Origin of the sequence: Halalkalibacter akibai JCM 9157 (assembly GCF_000513135.1) — a bacterium.
In the GTDB taxonomy this organism is placed as follows: domain Bacteria; phylum Bacillota; class Bacilli; order Bacillales; family Bacillaceae_D; genus Halalkalibacter; species Halalkalibacter akibai.
Genome location: NZ_BAUV01000006.1, coordinates 113,929 through 132,397, shown reverse-complemented (window position 1 = coordinate 132,397; position 18,469 = coordinate 113,929). Strand labels below are relative to the sequence as shown.

The window sequence follows — 18,469 nt, the reverse complement described above, 5'->3', positions numbered from 1 at the left end:
ACAACAAATAATAACCACTGATATTTATGTTAACTATTTTTTTGAAAAAAGGAGCTCCTTATGTTTAAAGGGAAAGTTATTAAAGTTTGTTTTTTTACTTTTTCCATTTTTACGATGTTCTTTTTAGGATGGAAGGTGGCTGATATTGAACTAAGCTTTGTTCCTGATCGTGAACAAGTCATTAATGAACGGAATACTGACTTTCAAAACTCGGTAGCATTTGATTTAATGGGTGTATATATATCAGAAGAGGAAGCTTCTGATATGAAGGCGCAAGGACTTGGAGATATGTTAAAAGAAGAGCAGGGAGCTATCGCTGTTGATGAAGATTTTATAGAACTTGGGAGAGAACAATTTTATGCTGGGACATTTAAAAATGAAGTGTTTATGACGGATGTCCTTGGATTGCTTGATGGTCCTTTCACCGTAACTAATGTAATGAAAGCTATACTTGGACTTGGTGGACAGGGAACAACTAATTTAAGAGTTGAACTAGCAGAAGATGTTACGATCGGAAATCAATCGTGGCAAAAAGGAGAAAAAATAGACACTGGAATTGATGTCGCTAAAGGAGCGATTGTGCCAGTTGGATTTCCTTTATTTGTATCTGAGGGAAGAGTTAGAGTAGGAATTACATGCGCAGCTTGTCACGCAACTGTCGATCGAGACACGGGGCATGTAATCGAAGGAGTTCCAAACCCTGATCTTGATGCTGGACTACTGCTAGCTCTTGCTTCTAATTCCAGCGCGTATTTCCCTGTGGCCGAAATTGAATCAATAAAAGATTATATTCGTGATACAGATAGAACCATTAAAAACTCTGACGGAAACAAGGAAATACTACCAGATCCTGTTGCACTTGAAAAAGCGGTTGATGAAACGTTGGTAAAGTGGCCTAAAGGTAATTTTGATGTAACGGCAGATCTTAACTCTAACCCAGCTCAAATTCCAGATGTATTTACGTTAGGAGATCATCCTTATGGCTGGAATGGATTCGCTTCAGTTGGTCCTTTTAAAGGCTTAACAACATTCAATAATAAAGTTCATGCATTCAATTCGGATTCGCTATCGCTAGCTGATCATAGTGAAAAACTGTTGTCTATTAGTAAAGATGTTTATTTAGCTACTGTGTTGCAACGTGCTGCGAATGAAAAATACCGTTATGATATAGAATCTAATTTAACACCATCGCAATTTAAAGAAATGATTGATGATAATCCAGAGACTATAGGTGTGAATGAAAGTATAAAACCACCGGGATACCCGAATGTAACAATGTTTGCTCCTAATGGCACCGTTGTGACTTCAATTGGAACCGAAACTGGAAAAGAAAATAATGCGATGTCTGCCTTTCAAAACACGCTTTTTCCTCCTAAAAGTAACTTTAAAACAACAGAAGATACAAAGGCACAGGGAAGAGAGGTTTTTGAGAGAGCTGGCTGTATTTCTTGTCATGCAGGTTCCACCTTTACAAATAACCAAATTATACCGGTGGAAGAGGTCAAGACAGAACCAACTAGAGCGAAGGCGTTGCAAAAAATTGGGAGAGTATTAAAAGAATCATATATGTATCCACCTAATACGCCAACACCGATTCCTCCAAATGCAAAAGCCTTACGAATTCCTGAAGAACATATTGACGAAAAGCAAAGAAATCTTGCTTATGCGATCGGAACAAATGGAGGCTATAAAGTAAAGGGATTGATTGGGATTGAGTGGACTGCTCCTTATTTGCATGATGGAGGAGTAGCAGTAGGAAAAGATATGGAAACTCAGCTCGGTTTACCAGGAACGCTTATGAATGGAATTGAAGTGGATCCTTACAATAGTTTGTTAGCATTAATCGACAAACAATTGAGAAACAAAGTAATTCAAGCCAATCAGACGAAATCAGAATTAAAGGATGTTCATGTTACTGGTGAAGGACATGAATTTTGGGTAGATAGAACTACAAATTTTACAGAAAAAGAACAAAAAGCATTAGTGGAGTACTTACTAACGTTAACGGAAGATTGAGAAAAATCAAAACGACAGGGAAAAAGGGCTCCTAACACGGGTCCTTTTTCCCTGTTCGTAATGTGGGTAACTTTGTGGATATCATTAGTTATCCACATTCACTAAATGTTGAATTAGAAAGGTTTTTGTCAAAATTAAACGACAGGAATCTAGTTCATCAAACTATTTGTGTATAATGTGGATATTATGTGTGAACAACTTGTTCTGCCGCTGATTTTCCTGCTGTGTACCCTGTGGAAAAAGCAACGGTGATATTATATCCACCTGTATAACCGTGGATATCTAATACTTCTCCACAGAAAAACAATCCTTTTTTCTTTTTGGATTGCATCGTTTTCGGTTCGATTTCTTTAATAGAAACTCCACCGCCAGTTACAAATGCTTTTTCAATAGAAAGGGTTCCATTTGCTTCAACAGAAAAATGTTTGCACATTGTAACGACAGATCGCCAAACGTCATGAGAAATTGTATTGGCAATAGCTTGTTGATCTAATTGAAGTTCTTCGTAGACAAAAAGTAAAAAGCGCTCTGTCGCAAACCCTTTTAATAAATTCTTTAATGCTTTTTTCGGTTCGCTTTTGGCTTTAGCTAGTAATTCCTGAAAAAGAGATTCTTCAGACATTTTTGGAAATAAATCAATCTCAAGCTTAATCGTTTTTGTTTTGTGTTTTTTTAATGCTTTGACAACATACTGGCTGCAGCGCAAAGCAGCGGGCCCAGAGATACCGAAATGAGTGAAAATCATATCGCCATCATGTGTTTTAATTTTTTTACCTTTAGGGTCCAAAACGGTTAACTCAATGTCTCTTAATGATAATCCTTGTAACGTTTTATTACGAATGAAAGCATCATTTGAGGTAATGGGAACTTCCGTTGGGTAGAGTTCTGTTATCGTATGGCCGGCTTTTTCAGCCCAAGGATATCCATCTCCAGTACTTCCTGTGTGTGGGACTGATTTCCCTCCTGTGGCTACTACAATGCTTGCCGTAGCTAATCTACTACCATCTTGTAGTTCAACCTCTGAGACAGTTTCATTGTTGTAATGAATCGTTTTAACAGAAGTGTTTGTCCGAATGGCAACACCAAGTTCCTGAACTTGTTGTAACAATGTAGCTACAACAGTAGCAGCTTTATCTGTTACAGGAAACATTCTTCCGCGATCTTCTTCTTTAAGCTTAATTCCTAATCCTTCAAAAAATAAGATGATGTCTTCATTATTGAAAACAGAAAAGGGGCTATGCATAAAACGGCCATTACCTGGGATGTGAGCAATTAAATCTTGAATTTCCATACGGTTTGTGACATTGCAACGGCCACCACCTGATATGGCAAGCTTTCTTCCTAGTTTGTTTCCTTTATCAAGTAAAAGAACTTTAGCACCATGCTTGGCCGCAGCGATAGAAGCCATCAGTCCAGAGGGACCACCACCAATGACGATCACATCATATTTCATAAGGTTCACCTCGTTATTAATATGGTTTAAAAAGATTATTTTCAAATTATGTAGAACAGATTCGATCCGTTTATTTCTCAGATAAATAGAGTAGCATGTTTCCAACGAAAAAGGAATTTGATAAAATGAGCGTTGGCTCTCATACTATGGTAAAATGCATTAGAGTCTTCACGTAATTAGGATGCTTATTTCCAACTTGCACCTAAAAACTTAAACGATTAAATGTATCTTTATTTGAAAGTAGGTATCATGAATGGCTGATTCCAAATTAATGCGCGGTACAATGATTTTAACTGCTGCAACTTTTGCCTCCAAAATACTCGGTCTTATATACATTTTTCCTTTTACCGCTATTGTTGGTCAAACGGGTATTGCCTTATACTCGTATGGTTATTTACCATATACAGTCTTATTAAGTCTAGCTACATTGGGTGTACCACTTGCGGTTTCGAAATTTGTATCGAAATATCATGCACTTGGTGATTACCGAACTGGACATCGATTATTTAAATCAGGCCTTCTATTTATGGGACTCTCAGGTGTTTTAGCATTTATGCTTTTATATTTTGCTGCCCCTTATCTCGTTCCGTTGATTATAAAAAATCCGACTGAAAACGGAAATTCATTCGAAGATATTGTTTTTACAATTCGAATGGTTAGTGTGGCATTAATTGTCGTACCAATGATGTCTATCATACGTGGGTATTTTCAAGGTTTCCAATCAATGGGGCCGACAGCAATTTCACAAGTGGTTGAGCAGATTGTTCGTATTGTCTTTATTCTCGCTGTAACGTTCTCAATTGTACAAGTTATGCAAGGGAGTTTAGGTGTTGCGGTTGGTTTTGCGACCTTTGCCGCTTTTGTTGGAGCATTGGGTGGCTTAACGGTGTTAGTCGTTTATTGGTTCAAGCGAAAGAAATATATTTATGAACAAATCGAGCAAAGTAAAGTTGATCATGAATTATCGCTAAAGTCGATGTATAAAGAGTTAATCTCTTATGCACTACCACTTTCATTCGTTGGTTTAGCGATTCCATTGTATCAATTGATCGACCTGTTTACATTTAATAACACATTAATTGGTAATTTATTATCACAAGAAGAATCTGAAGTCGCGTTTGCTGTTTTTTCCAACACGGCACATAAAATTATTCTTATTCCAATGGCGCTTGCGACTGCTCTCTCCATTACACTATTGCCAACAATTACAAAATCATATACAACGAATGACCAACCATTATTACAAAAACAAATCACGCAAACTTATCAAGTAATCTTATTTTTAACGGTGCCTGCTGCGGTTGGAATGGCTGTGCTAGCTTATCCGGCTTTTGGTGCTTTATATGGGATGGATGATTATGAAATAGGAGGCTATATTCTACGTTACTATGCTCCTATTACGTTATTCTTTTCTTTATTTGCTGTAACAGCAGCCATTTTACAAGGGATGAATAAACAAAAATATGCTGTGGTAGCCCTTTGCGTAGGATTATTGCTAAAGCTCAGCTTGAACACTTGGCTTCTATCATTGTTTGGTCCATTGGGTGGAGTGTTTGCCACATATCTTGGTTATACGTCATCCCTTATCGTTACAGTGTGGGCAATAGGTAAGTTTGCTGAATTTAACTATGTACTAATAGCTAAACGTGCTTTATTAATTCTTATCTTTGCAGCATTTATGGCTCTAGGAGTAAGCATCGTAAACACAGGAATGCAAACCATTTTCCCTATTACAACACAATTACAAGCATTTCCTAGCCTATTTTTAGGGATCACAGTTGGAGCTGTCATTTATTTATACCTTGGTTACCGATCGAACCTAGCAGGCCAAGTTCTCGGTGCAAGATTTAGATTCTTAAAAAAGAAGAAAAAACAGCAACAAGAGGGTTAAACTAAAATTTAGTCTTTCTTATCTTGCTAAATTCGACAAGTAATGGCAATGAAAGCCTCTTTTGCTTACATATGTCGTTTGATATAATTAGAAAGATAAATTAAGGACGTTCTTATTAACTTTGCTACAAAGGTAGTTGCCCTCTAGTGAAATGGAGCGGAAGTCACTCGACTCCTGCGGGATTTAGAGGTAAAGGCGAGACCCCACAGGCAAAGCCGAGGAGGCTCGACACCTCCCCGCGGAAAGCGAGTGGCTGGAGCGGAATGCAACGAACAAGGTGCGAGGAAACGTCTTTACGAAAAACAGCCTTATATAATGAATACAAAGATCGTGAAAACGAAAAAAGCTAAGTGAGGGGGCGTGCGATGAAGTATTCATTTAGAAAAGACAATGACTGGTTACTAATCTTCACAACGTTCCTTCTAGCCATATTTGGTTTAGTGATGGTATTTAGTGCAAGTTACGCGTTAGGAATTGTAGGAGAAAACCCAAATCCTTACGCTTTTATACAAAGGCAAATTGTCTGGTTTGGCTTGGCTGCCTTTGCTTTTTTAGTAGTCATGCACGTGCCTTATCGTTTATATCGAAATTTATCGCCGATCATCATTATTTTATCGGTTCTAGCACTCTTTCTAGTGCTTACTCCTTTTCTAGGAAGAGATATTAACGGGGCACAACGTTGGATAGACTTAAAGGTATTAGTTGTCCAACCTTCAGAGTTTGTTAAGTTAGGTATGATTATTTATCTTGCGCAGGTGTACTCACAGAAACAGGCGTATATTGATCAGTTTATAAGAGGAGTTATGCCTCCTTTAGTCGTTGTGGGAATTGTGTTTGGTTTAATTATGATGCAACCAGACTTAGGAACGGCTACTTCAATTTTATTAGTTACTTTAATGATTGTCTTTTTCTCAGGAGCGAAATGGCGACATTTAATTGGACTTGCTGCTGTGGGGGTTTCTCTATTTGTTGTGTTTGCCTTGTCTGCACCTTACCGGGTCAGACGATTGACCTCATTTCAAGATCCATTTGCCGATCCGACGGGAACTGGTTTTCACGTTATTCAGTCATATATTGCCATGGCACATGGTGGAATTAGTGGGACAGGCCTTGGTCAAAGTGTTCAAAAGTTATTCTATTTACCGGAGGCACACACGGACTTTATTCTGGCCGTTGTTTCGGAAGAGCTAGGGTTGTTTGGAGTGCTTTTCGTTCTTGGTGCTCATACACTTATTATTACTCGAGGTGTTATGATAGGGACACGTTGTAAAAATCCTTTCGGTAGCTTACTGGCGTTTGGGATTGTATTTCAGATAGCCATTCAAATTATCTTTAATGTCGGAGCCGTAACAGGGATGCTTCCAATTACAGGTATTCCACTGCCTTTGGTAAGTAATGGTGGATCTTCTCTGTTTATCACACTTGTTTCACTGGCAATATTAGCGAACATCTCACGCAATAACATTAGACAAAATAGACAAAAAGAATACAAGGAAGAAACGCAGCTTTCCGCTTCTTAAATGCAGAGGGCTGTTTTCTAATTAGATGTTATAATTGTTTTGAAGCAATAGCATACGTTGTATAATAAGCTTTAATTATCTGCAATTGCTAAAATGACATCTCTAATAGATGGAGGCTACAATGGAAGAACGTAAAACTGGCTTTCAACAGATTGATTACACATTACTCTTTCTGTTGTTTGTGCTCATGTGTTTTAGTTTACTTGCGATCTATAGTGGGTCAGGTCAGTATTTTAGTGATGACCCCACTTATTATGTAAAACGACAAATTATTTGGTTCGTTGTAGGTATCGTCATCATGGTTAGTATCATGGTGTTAGATTACGATTTATTTAAGAATTTCTCGATTCCTCTTTATGGGATTGGCGTCACGCTATTGTTGCTTGTTGCTTTTTCTCCATTGGGCGTTTTTCGAAATGGTTCTCAGCGCTGGCTAGACATAGGGCCAGCAGAAATACAGCCTTCGGAATTTATGAAGATATTCTTAATCCTTGCCTTAGCTCATATGCTGTACCGAGTAACAGTTAACCGAGGGGCAAAAGACTTACAATCTGATTTAATAATTGTCGCAAAAGTCTTTGCTATTGGTTTACCTCCCTTTTTCTTAATTTTGAAGCAGCCAGATCTCGGAACCGCACTAGTTATAGCTAGTATTATGGCGACGATGCTGTTAATGTCGGGTGTAGCTTGGAGAATCTTACTCGTTTTAGGGTTAGGAGCTGTTGGAGGAATTCTTTCTCTTGTTTATCTTCATAATCATAATTTTGAGTTATTCACAAAATTTATCGCTTCGCATCAGCTTGATCGAATTTATGGTTGGTTAGATCCCTATGAACATCAAGGAACATATGGTTATCAATTAGTGAATGCGATGAGAGGGATTGGTTCTGGGCAATTGTATGGTAGTGGATATATGCAAGGAGTCCAAACGCAAAGTGACCGAATTCCTGAAATTCACACCGATTTTATTTTCACCGTAATTGGTGAGGAATTTGGATTTCTAGGTGCCACCATTTTAATTGTTACTTATTTTCTCTTGTTTTACCGAATGGTTATTATTGCGTTAACTTGTAATAATTTATTTGGAACATACTTAGTGTCTGGAGTAATTGGGCTATTAGTGTTTCAAGTATTTCAAAATGTAGCTATGACAATTGGATTAATGCCAATAACCGGCTTAGCCCTTCCATTTATTAGCTACGGAGGAAGTGCGCTATTAACCAACATGATAGCAATGGGGATAGTAATGAACGTAAACATAAGGACGAAGCATTATATGTTTGAGACCGAAGAAAACAGTATGTAGAGTTGATAATCTTATGATTAGCAACTCTTTTTAGAGTTTATAGAAAAAGGTGCCCTTCCTTTTTCTATAAACTCAGCAATGAGCGAAGCCGCCACAAGCTTTTAAGCAGTCTATGAGTGCTTTTCTCATAGACTGCGAGTGGCGAGCGGAGCCATTGCAACGTTAGACGCACAGCCAAAGTGAGAAGGGCTTTTCTAAGCTATTTTCTCATACGTTGGTGTTTTTATGGGTTACACGTCTCAGTATGTTCGTTGCATTCCGCTCCATTCCACTAAGAGAGCAAAGTTAATTATAGCAACAACCCTTACGAAAACAGCTTTTTTTCCTTTAAAACATGTCACGAGCGTAGCATTGGTAACGATCTAGAACAAAGACAAAGGTAGAAGTTTCATGCGAACAAATTCAATTAACAGCTCTCAAAGGAGGATTATGATGAGATTAGTTGTTGGTTCAGGTCGCCTTGCAAGTATGTTGTTGACAGTAATGAGAGAAGATAAAGAAACCTATCTTTATGGTCGAAATCCAAAAACGGTTGATTATTTGTTAGCTGATTTTCCAAATGTTAAAAAAGCAAATGAACAACACTTTTCCTTAATAAAAGATGTGTTTTTATGTCTTCCTCCAGATGGTTATGAAGGTTTTATCTTAAAGCACAAAAATCTATTTGATCATAATGTGACGTTTTATCACATGGCTACAGCTTTTAAAGAAGAAGATGTTCAGCTTATGGTCGGTAATAAAAAAGTGGTTCCGTTAAAGCTCGCAGGTCACGCAATGGTTGTGAAAAAAGAAAAAAGCGGTTTATTTGTGTTAGGGGAACAGTATAAAGAAGATTTGGGCAAAATAGAAAATTTGTTTCCAACGATGAATATAGAGATTGGTTCAGAAGCTGATGTTTTACTGGCTAATTAACTAGGAACAGAAGCAGCAATAAAAATGGTTTATCAATTAAAAGAAAAACTAGAGAGAAATGCAATTTCTCCGAAAATTGCAGAGCATACCTTGAGTCAAACCGTTCAAGGAGTCATAAAAGCTTATCAAAATCAGGACTTAGGTGGGTTTGCTAAAAAAATAGCTCAGCAATTAGAACAGAAGGGTGAAAAGTTAAATGAGGATGGATAAGTTATTAGCCAATATGGGCTTTGGTACAAGAAAAGATGTAAAAAAATTAATGAAATCAGGTAGTGTACATGTTAATGGGGAAGTCGTAAAAGAAGGGAAGGTTCATGTAGATCCCGAAAAAGACTTAGTTACGGTTTTCGGTGAAGAAGTTAAGTATAAACCTTATATCTATTTGATGATGAACAAACCACAGGGGGTCATCTCAGCTACAGAAGATGATGAACATGAGACAGTTATAGATCTACTTCTTTATGAGCACGCGATGTATGAACCATTCCCAGTGGGACGTTTAGACAAGGATACAGAAGGATTTTTACTAATTACAAACGATGGGCAATTTTCACATGCACTTATGTCACCAAAGAGACATGTTCCTAAAACGTATTATGCAACGATTAGAGGGAGAGTAACAGAAGAGGATGTGAAGCTTTTTGAACAAGGGGTTACGTTAGAAGATGGTTATGAGACGAAGCCAGGACAGTTAGTTGTGCTTGAACAAGGGGCTGAGTCAAAGATTGAACTAACGATAACGGAAGGAAAGTATCACCAAGTAAAACGAATGTTTGAAGCAGTGGGAAAAAAAGTGACAACTTTAAAGCGGTTAAAAATAGGGGATTTAGAGCTTGATTCCGAACTTGAACTTGGAACGTATAGGGAGTTAACCGACGAAGAAGTAGAGATCTTACTTGGGAAACAGAAAGCGTAAATAGTTAATAAGAAAAAAAGGCGTTTCGGGTGTCTTGGACAATCGAATCAGCCTTTTCTTTCTCATTTCATATTAAGATACTTTTGTTTTCTTATTTGTTGCATTCCACTTGCCCCGAGAAGGGCTTTCAACGAGATTATTATACTCTAGCACATTTAAATCGCGTTGAATCGTCCGTTGGGTGATGCCGAATTCTTCAACTAGTTCATTCGTTGTGACGGTCCCCCTTTGTTTAATGTAAAGGTAGATAGACTTAATACGAGTCAGCATACGATCAGTTGAAGTTTTCAAATAACCACTCCTTATTCAGAATCATGACTTTAGTTACTAGATACTATGTAATGTCATGATAAAACATGCATGAACATTACAAATACAGTGAGAATGTTCTGAAAAGTAAAGATAAATAAGAGAAGCTTCTCTTCTGCCTTTATTGCTTTTCGTGAAGCTGAAAGGTAATGTTGTATTAGACAAGTGAGTTGGTCTTTTCTTATTGTCTACATTTTACATTAATTTACTCTTTGATGCAAAATACTTGTATGATTATATTCCGTAATTATGGTAGAGGTGATGAAGTAGTGAACGTCAATTGGCTTCAAGAAGTAGAGAAAAGAAAACAGCATATCATCCAAGATACACAGGAATTTCTGCGTATTAACAGTGTTTTAGACGAAACGACAGCAACTGAAACCCAACCTTTTGGGGCAGGTATTTCCAAAGCACTTTTGCACATGTTAAATAAAGGAAAAGAACATCAATTTTATGTAAAAAATATTGATGGGTATGCTGGAGTAGTTGAAATGGGAGAGGGCGCAGAAAGTGTAGGGATCTTATGTCATATTGATGTTGTTCCTACAGGCGATGGTTGGGTTTCCGCTCCGTTTGCGGCCGAGATTCGAGAAAATAAAATATTTGCTCGTGGCGCTATTGATAACAAGGGACCAACGATGGCTGCTTTTTGGGCTATGGAGATTGTGAAAGAATTACAGTTACCGCTACATAAAAGAGTTCGAATGATTCTAGGAACAGATGAAGAGAGTAATTGGCGATGTGTTGAGCACTATTTTAAGCATGAAGAAATGCCGACACTAGGTTTTGCTCCAGATGCAGATTTCCCTATTATTCATGCGGAAAAGGGCATTACAGATGTGTCATTTAACTGGAATAATCATGAGGAAAATGATTATTCTGAGTTGACGTTGATTAGTTTTCAATCTGGGGAGCGTTTTAATATGGTGCCTGACAAAGCTGTTGTTTCCATAAATGGAGAAGAAAAACAGTTAGTTGAAATGGCAACTAAATTCAACCTGTATCTGCAAAAAAATCAACACAATGGTCAAGTTGAACAAACGGGTGACTTGTTACATCTTATTTATGAGGGAGTGGCGGCGCATGGTTCTACTCCTGAAAACGGCTTAAATGCGGGTGTGTATTTAACTAAGTTTTTGACTCAATTCGTTTTTCAAAATTCGGCTAATGCCTTTTTAAATTTTATTGTCGAACATAGTGACCAACAAGGAAACACACTTGGAATTGCTCTATCAGATGACGTTTCAGGACCGTTAACCGTTAATTTAGGGTTAATGCAATTTAAAGACAAGGGAGAAGCGCAGGTAGGGTTAAACATCCGTTACCCGGTAACTGCTTCTTTTGACGATTGTTTTAACCGATTAAACAAGAAAGCTTTAGAACAACAGGCTATCTTCACTATTCATGATCATATGGAACCGAATTATGTAGAAAAAGAACACCCACTTATACAGACACTACAATCTGTTTATAAGAGACAAACCGGAGAAGAACCGACATTACTTGCAATCGGTGGTGGAACTTATGCCAGATCGCTTTCAACAGGGGTAGCATTTGGTCCAATGTTTCCTGGACGTGAAGATGTGGCTCATAAAAAAAATGAATTTATTGACATTGATGATTTGTTTCGCATGACTGCTTTATATGCAGAGGCCATTTATGAATTAGCAAAGGATGCTTAATCAAACGTTTAATTAAATTTTACTTATCTTATTATGAAGAGCGCATTGGTACATTCCGGCGCTCTTTATTCTAATTAGAAGGGAACTTAACATAACGATATTGACTAAACCAACTAACAATAGTACAACATACAAAGAGAAACTTTGAGGAAGGTGTTTGGAATGCAATCTCATTATTTTATAGCAGTTCCCCTACCTACTGAAATAAAAAAAGAACTGAAAAAAACCTTTAAGAAAGAATCTTATCCTTTCAAGCGTTGGGTTCATGAGGAAGACCTTCATTTAACACTTGTTTTTCTGGGAGCTTGTACAAACGAGCAGCTTGAATACATCAATCAAAATGGACAAAAAATATTATCAGACATGCATCCATTCTCCTTGCAATTATCTTCTTTAGGAACTTACGGAAAGAAAACTGAACCGAGAATTTTTTGGATGGGAGTTAAAGATCAACCAAAGCTACACGACCTTAGAAACAAAGTTTATGAGCTTTGTGAAGAAGCAGGATTCGTTTTAGAAAAAAGGCCGTTCTCGCCTCATATTACCCTTGCAAGAAAATGGGTTGGCTTAGATAGCTACAATGAGGAAGGGAACAGTGGCAATACCTTGCAACTTGAATGGAAAGTAGAAAACATAATTCTTTACAAAAGCGTCTTAACAGAAGAACCAAAATACAAGGAGATTTACTCTTTTTCATTAACTGGAGATCGAGAATGAAATTTTTAATATTACTTTATCAGATTGCTATATTAACCGGCTTTTACTTAGTTGGGGTTTGGATTCAGAAATTTCTCTCCTTATCGGTACCTGGCAGCATGATTGGCATGCTGCTTTTATTTCTAGCTTTAAATTTCAAAATCATTCCAGTTCGGTTTGTGGATGCTGGATCAACTTTTCTAATAAAACATTTGCCTCTTTTATTTTTACCGGTAACAGTAGGCATACTGCTGTATCTTGATCTTTTTGCTGGTAAAGGAATTCTATTAATCTTCATTTCTCTTATAAGTACAATTATGGTAATGGTAGTAACAGGTTATATTGGAGAAAAATTAGTGAAGAGAAAAGAGGAACAAAATAAACAATGATTAATGTTTTGGGTTTTATTTTACTGACAATATTAATGTATTTAGGTGCAAAAAAGCTTTATGAACGTTTTCCGTTTCCTTTTACTTTGCCGATTCTTGTCTCAACTTTTTGTATGGTCATTATACTTGTTCTAGCAGGAATCCCTTACGAAACGTATTATAGCGGTGGTCGTTGGATAGAGTTATTACTAGGTCCTGCTGTAGTAGCGTTAGCTTATCCTCTTTATCGACAAATGAAGATGTTAAAAGAGCATTTATATTCTATTATAATTAGTGTTAGTGTTGGTGCGATGGTTGGAATGTTGAGCGGCTTGCTATTAGCTATGATGCTTGGTATAGATAAAGAGCTCATCTTTTCGCTGATACCAAAATCTGTAACGACTCCAGTTGCTATGGATGTCGCATTGGCAATAGGAGGTATTCCACCTTTAGCAGCTGTATTTGTAATGGTTGCGGGAATTGGGGGAGCTGTTCTATCACCATATGTTTATAAGTGGTTTAAAATTAAAAATGAGATTGGAAAAGCAATTGGAATTGGTTGTGCGTCACACGCGATTGGAACGGCAAAGGTGTTAGAGAATAGTGAAAGTCAAGGAGCTGCTAGCTCAATTGCTATGACAATAAGTGCAGTTATCGTTTCAATTATCGGACCAGTTTTAGTCATTATATTTTATTAACATAGAGGTAGGGGGAGGACGAGTATGGCTCATTTAATTAAGCTTGAAGATTATATCTCACGTTATCAATTTGATTTGAATCGCTATCCGAGTCAGTATACTCGTATGAAAAAAGAAAGATGGTATTATTTAAAATCAGAATGGGAACAAATGCAATATGAATCTTTTCAAGACGATTATCAAGAGGAGGAAGGAGAAACGTCTAGATTTTTTGATAGGTTACGAAAATGGGGAAAGAAAAACAAGAAAGATCTTTCAACACATGTGGATATCCAATCTAACCAACCGACATTCTCTCTAGAGCAGGTTAGAGCGAATTTCATAGAGGAATTGTTTCATTCACAATTAAGATGGGCAAGTTCGTCTTTGTTAGGGGAATCTACTTTACAGCCGCAATATAAAAGAGACTCTTGGTTAAAATTTTTTACGCAACAAATTCCTGATAATTACTTTCTTATGTATAAACCTGTTTTTTCTGTTAAAAAGGCTCCAGTAGAACTAGATATTATCTTAATAAGTCCAACAGAAATCTATTGTATTACCTTGTTAGATGGATCAGAACACAGTGTATTTGAAGCAAGTTCTGAACGCTTCTGGATAGAGTTTGTCAATCAAACTCGTAAGAAACGAATTAGCCCATTGGTATCATTACAGAGAATGACAGGAATTATCAAGCCTATTTTACAGGAAAATGACCTTTCCTTCCCTATAAAAAATGTAGTCATTAGTCCAAATAGCATTATAGATCATAAAATCCAAGGGACCAAAGTTGATTTAATAGATAAAAGAACGTTTCAGGCTTGGAAAGAGAAGCTACAAAAGCATCCTTCGCCCATTAAAAATCAACAAATGAAAGTAACATCAGCTCTTCTTGACTATTGCTATACGGCCCAGCAAGAATCAGAGGAAGAAAATGAAGCTATCGAGGATAAACACGAACAAGAATAGATTTGCTGGAGGAGGAGTATAGTGAAAGAGACACCAATCACATTTGAACCATATCAGATAAGCGATTTCACATGGAGAGTTCAAAAAGTGAATAACTGGTGTGGTGGTTCAGAGATTATGATAGAAATGGTTGATCTAGATGGATGTGTCAGTTTTGGAGATACGGTTAGAGAAGCAAGAAGTCATTTAGTTGAATCACTGCAACTTTGGATTAAACACTATGGGGATTATTCATTACCAGAAATCAAAGAAGGAGCTCACATTATCTATTTGGATCCTCCTATGGAGGAAAGTGAGTTTAATTATATTAATTTAGAGCTTAAAAAGTTGTAGATAAAAAATGTCTCAAAAAGTTATTGAACTTTTTGAGACATTTTTTCCTAAACGCCGTTCCATTGCGCTACAGGCACTTGCTTTCCGCGGGGAGGAGCCAAGCCCTCACGACGTCCGTCTGTGTGGTCTTGCCCTTCCTCTTTTTCCCGCAGGAGTCAAGTGCCTTCCGCTCCATTACACTTTAGTTGGCATCGAATATCAATAGCAACAATCACTACGAAATCTTTTAAAAAATAATTGTTTTGTTGCCGTGTACGATGATTTGGTCGTTCGTGTGCCAAGCGACAGCTCTTGATAATGCGATTCGTTCAATTTGTCTGCCGGCTACTCGTAATTGTTCTGTTGTGTAGCGATGATTGACTCGAAGAATATCTTGCTCAATAATAGGTCCTTCGTCTAAGTCGTTTGTTACATAATGGGCCGTTGCACCAATTAATTTCACTCCACGTTCAAAAGCTTTGGCGTAAGGGTTAGCGCCAATGAAAGCAGGTAAGAAAGAGTGATGAATGTTAATAATTCTCTTAGGGAATGTACCAACAAAATCAGGAGAGAGGATTTGCATATATCTAGCAAGTACAATGAAATCTACATCGTGCTGTAGAAGTTTGTCTATTGCCTGACGCTCTGCTTCTGCTTTGTTATCTTTCTTAACAGGGATATGGATAAAAGGGATTCCATAAGACTCTACCTCTTGTTGAAGGGTAGGATGATTACTAATAACAAGCGGAATATCAACTGGTAACTCACCGGCTCTCCATTTCCAAAGGAGTTCAAGCAGACAATGATCTTCTTTTGAGACAAAGACGGCCATTTTCTTTCTTCTGGATGCTAGGTCCATCTTCCATTCCATTTTGAAAGAAGACGCTACGTTAGCAAAAGCTTGACGCACAATGGTGAAATCGTAGCCTTCTTCAAATAGGTCAAACTCAATTCTCATGAAGAACATTCCGCCGGATGGATCAGTGGAATATTGATCTGATTGAACAATGTTTGCTTTGTATTGGTGTAGAAAAGTTGAAACAGCTGAAACAATTCCTGGTTGATCGTGACAAGAAATTAATAATCTGGCTCTAATATTCGTTTGCGTACTCATTTTTTTCCTCCAAAAATTCAGTTCAATCCTAACCGATCTCCTCGATAACATAGAACTTTCTTCTGAACGAATGCTTCTCTACATTCGTTCATAGTGTAGTAGTATTAAATATGAAGATTAAAAAAGTTAGGGGGCTTTCATCATTGAAGCAAAAGAAGGAGCCATTTGTCAATTATAGATTGGAAAAGGCTGAACTTGTAACCGTTGACACGATTAGAGTAATCGTTGAAAGTTCTCATGAAATAGACAGAAATGGTTGGTCGATGATTAATAGTGATGGAGAATATCCTTTAAACGTTATAGTTTTGGAGGGGAAGAAGGTGGAATTAAGTCTAGGTTTTCCATTCCCCTTTGGAGAAAACAGTTATGTCATGTATAAAGGTATTGCTTGCTATCTGGAGATTACGGAAGCTGTTCGAACAAAAGAGTTTGATGATTTGTTCTATTACGATGGGAAGGACCTAGGGGTACACTATCAAAAAGAGAAAGCCAATTTTGCGGTTTGGGCCCCAACTGCGACAAGGTTAAATGTAATTATTTTTCAGCATTGGTATGAAGAAAAGGGTGTAGCTCATTCATGTCAGCGGGACGAAAAAGGAGTTTGGCGTCTTGAATTAGAAGGAAATCATGAAGGTAATTGGTATCTTTTTGAGGTCTATGTTAATCAAACTTGGCGACAAGTGGTTGATCCTTATGCCAAATTTCTATGTGTAAATGGAGAAAAGGCCATGATTGGAGATCTTTCTTTGACAGAGCCTGACCATTGGCCTGATCTTTTTAATCTTACTAAAAATGATGTTGTCATATACGAGCTCCATATTAGAGACTTTACAATTAGCCCGACAAACGGGATAGAAAATAAAGGTAGATATTTAGGGTTAGCTGAAACTGGTCTAAAGGACAAAGACATGCTTGCAACCGGTCTAGATTACTTAACGAATTTAGGAATTACACATGTTGAATTGTTACCTGTTCAAGAGTATGGAAGTGTCGATGAAAGTAATCGTGATGATGAATATAATTGGGGTTATGATACGACTCATTTTTTTGTGCCTGAAGGAAGTTATGCTAGTGACCCTTACGATGGGCAAAAACGAATACGCGAGTTTAAACAGTTAATTGCAGCTTTACATGAAAAACAATTACGAGTCATTATGGATGTTGTCTTTAATCATGTTTACATTTGGGAAGAATCTGCTTTAGATTTGTTAGTGCCAGGATACTTTTTTCGGTATACACCTGAAAATGAAATTAGTGATGGTACAGGGGTAGGGAATGATTTTGCATCAGAAAGAAAAATGGCACGAAAGATGATCGTTGATGCAATCTGTTATTGGTTGAAAGAATACCGAGTAGATGGATTTCGCTTTGATTTAATGGGTATTTTAGATATAGAGACGATGAAACAAGTAAGGGAAGAAGCGACTAAAATAAATGAAGATGTGTTGATTTTCGGTGAAGGATGGAATTTACCTACTGCTTATCCAGTTGAAAAAAGGGCTGTGATGGAGCAGGCGCTAGCGCTTGATGGGGTTGGTTTCTTTCAAGATAAATTTCGTGACGGTTTAAAAGGCAGTACTTTTAACATAAAGGAACCGGGGTTCATTAGTGGACATGAAAAAGATTCACATGCTATTGTACACGGAATAAAAGGTAGTATAGGCGATTTCAAAGAACCGATACAAGCAATCAATTACGTGGAAGCTCATGATAATCACACATTATGGGATAAATTAAAGCTTGTTCATCCATATGAACGCCGTTCACTCCTGGTAAAAAGACAACTGTTAGCAACATCTATCATTTTACTTTCTCAAGGGATTCCGTTTATTCACGCCGGACAAGAGTGGTTTAGGACGAAGCATGGTGTTGAAAATAGTTATAATCAACCAGATTGGATTAATGCATTTGATTGGAACCAACGTGCTTATTTTAACGAACATGTTGAATATGTCCAAAAACTGATTCGAATAAGAAGGAACCATCCGGCCTTTAGACTCGAAACATACGAACTTATCAACAAGCATCTTGAGATTATTAAAGCGGAACCTCAATGTATCGCTTACCAATTAAAAGATTTAGGGAAACTCGATGATTGGAAAGACATCATTGTTATACACAACGCATCTTTTGACAAACAACACTTTTTTCTTCCTGAGAACAAGAATTGGCAAGTATTCGTTGACGATTCTAGTGTTTCTCTGATACCATTAGACAAAATAGGTGAAGACTGTGTTCAAGTTTCTCCTTTATCTACATTTGTCCTTGCTAGTCTATAGACTAAGGAATTCGTAAGATTTAATTTTAAAATGACATGTTGTCTTCAAA

General features: G+C 37.3%; 17 protein-coding genes. 14 read left to right on the top strand and 3 right to left on the bottom strand.

Annotated elements, in window-relative coordinates; translation table 11 throughout:
- The first annotated feature begins 60 nt into the window (after positions 1–60).
- The gene (locus JCM9157_RS05790) at positions 61–2,016 is read left to right on the top strand and encodes a hypothetical protein (protein ID WP_052012962.1); all 1,956 of its coding nucleotides are present in this window, start codon (positions 61–63) and stop codon (positions 2,014–2,016) included.
- Positions 2,017–2,200: 184 nt separating this feature from the next.
- Here JCM9157_RS05790 and JCM9157_RS05785 read toward each other — a convergent pair whose 3' ends face one another.
- The gene (locus JCM9157_RS05785) at positions 2,201–3,469 is read right to left on the bottom strand and encodes a BaiN/RdsA family NAD(P)/FAD-dependent oxidoreductase (RefSeq protein WP_035662993.1); all 1,269 of its coding nucleotides are present in this window, start codon (positions 3,467–3,469) and stop codon (positions 2,201–2,203) included.
- A gap of 253 nt (positions 3,470–3,722) precedes the next feature.
- Between JCM9157_RS05785 and JCM9157_RS05780 the strand changes: the two genes are divergently transcribed.
- The 6 genes from JCM9157_RS05780 to JCM9157_RS05755 all read left to right on the top strand — a co-directional run bounded on the left by JCM9157_RS05780 (position 3,723) and on the right by JCM9157_RS05755 (position 10,014).
- Positions 3,723–5,360, top strand: coding sequence for a putative polysaccharide biosynthesis protein (locus JCM9157_RS05780; protein WP_035662992.1), 1,638 nt, complete (start codon positions 3,723–3,725; stop codon positions 5,358–5,360).
- Positions 5,361–5,725: 365 nt separating this feature from the next.
- Positions 5,726–6,880: a putative lipid II flippase FtsW gene (ftsW, locus tag JCM9157_RS05775; protein WP_035662991.1), complete on the top strand. Its 1,155-nt coding sequence runs from the start codon at positions 5,726–5,728 to the stop codon at positions 6,878–6,880.
- A gap of 121 nt (positions 6,881–7,001) precedes the next feature.
- Positions 7,002–8,186, top strand: coding sequence for a rod shape-determining protein RodA (rodA, locus tag JCM9157_RS05770; protein WP_035662990.1), 1,185 nt, complete (start codon positions 7,002–7,004; stop codon positions 8,184–8,186).
- Between the two features lie 432 nt (positions 8,187–8,618).
- A complete protein-coding gene (locus JCM9157_RS05765) occupies positions 8,619–9,098 on the top strand; it encodes a hypothetical protein (RefSeq protein WP_035662988.1) in 480 nt (159 codons plus the stop codon).
- Between the two features lie 24 nt (positions 9,099–9,122).
- The gene (locus JCM9157_RS05760; RefSeq protein WP_035662987.1) at positions 9,123–9,308 is read left to right on the top strand and encodes a hypothetical protein; all 186 of its coding nucleotides are present in this window, start codon (positions 9,123–9,125) and stop codon (positions 9,306–9,308) included.
- Entirely contained in the window at positions 9,295–10,014 is a 720-nt protein-coding gene (locus JCM9157_RS05755) for a pseudouridine synthase (protein WP_035662986.1), read from the top strand. Before JCM9157_RS05760 ends, JCM9157_RS05755 begins: the two co-directional genes overlap by 14 nt.
- Before the next feature lie 72 nt (positions 10,015–10,086).
- On the opposite strand, the gene JCM9157_RS05750 is transcribed toward JCM9157_RS05755, so the two are convergent.
- Positions 10,087–10,305, bottom strand: coding sequence for a DeoR family transcriptional regulator (locus tag JCM9157_RS05750; protein WP_035662984.1), 219 nt, complete (start codon positions 10,303–10,305; stop codon positions 10,087–10,089).
- A gap of 248 nt (positions 10,306–10,553) precedes the next feature.
- Here JCM9157_RS05750 and pepV point away from each other — a divergent pair, with 248 nt between their 5' ends.
- From pepV to JCM9157_RS05720, 6 genes are all read left to right on the top strand, one after another.
- On the top strand, positions 10,554–12,005 hold the full coding sequence (pepV, locus tag JCM9157_RS05745; RefSeq protein ID WP_052012961.1) for a dipeptidase PepV: 1,452 nt from the start codon (positions 10,554–10,556) through the stop codon (positions 12,003–12,005).
- A gap of 162 nt (positions 12,006–12,167) precedes the next feature.
- Complete coding sequence (thpR, locus tag JCM9157_RS05740) at positions 12,168–12,722, top strand: RNA 2',3'-cyclic phosphodiesterase (RefSeq protein WP_035662982.1); 555 nt, start codon at positions 12,168–12,170, stop codon at positions 12,720–12,722.
- The gene (locus JCM9157_RS05735; RefSeq protein WP_035662981.1) at positions 12,719–13,090 is read left to right on the top strand and encodes a CidA/LrgA family protein; all 372 of its coding nucleotides are present in this window, start codon (positions 12,719–12,721) and stop codon (positions 13,088–13,090) included. Before thpR ends, JCM9157_RS05735 begins: the two co-directional genes overlap by 4 nt.
- Entirely contained in the window at positions 13,087–13,767 is a 681-nt protein-coding gene (locus tag JCM9157_RS05730) for an LrgB family protein (protein WP_035662980.1), read from the top strand. Before JCM9157_RS05735 ends, JCM9157_RS05730 begins: the two co-directional genes overlap by 4 nt.
- A gap of 24 nt (positions 13,768–13,791) precedes the next feature.
- Entirely contained in the window at positions 13,792–14,715 is a 924-nt protein-coding gene (locus JCM9157_RS05725; protein WP_035662979.1) for an NERD domain-containing protein, read from the top strand.
- A gap of 21 nt (positions 14,716–14,736) precedes the next feature.
- The gene (locus tag JCM9157_RS05720; RefSeq protein WP_235714815.1) at positions 14,737–15,048 is read left to right on the top strand and encodes a type II toxin-antitoxin system HicB family antitoxin; all 312 of its coding nucleotides are present in this window, start codon (positions 14,737–14,739) and stop codon (positions 15,046–15,048) included.
- Positions 15,049–15,274: 226 nt separating this feature from the next.
- On the opposite strand, the gene purU is transcribed toward JCM9157_RS05720, so the two are convergent.
- A complete protein-coding gene (purU, locus tag JCM9157_RS05715; RefSeq protein WP_035662978.1) occupies positions 15,275–16,141 on the bottom strand; it encodes a formyltetrahydrofolate deformylase in 867 nt (288 codons plus the stop codon).
- 143 nt (positions 16,142–16,284) lie between these two features.
- Here purU and pulA point away from each other — a divergent pair, with 143 nt between their 5' ends.
- A complete protein-coding gene (pulA, locus tag JCM9157_RS05710) occupies positions 16,285–18,420 on the top strand; it encodes a type I pullulanase (RefSeq protein WP_035662977.1) in 2,136 nt (711 codons plus the stop codon).
- Positions 18,421–18,469: the final 49 nt, after the last annotated feature.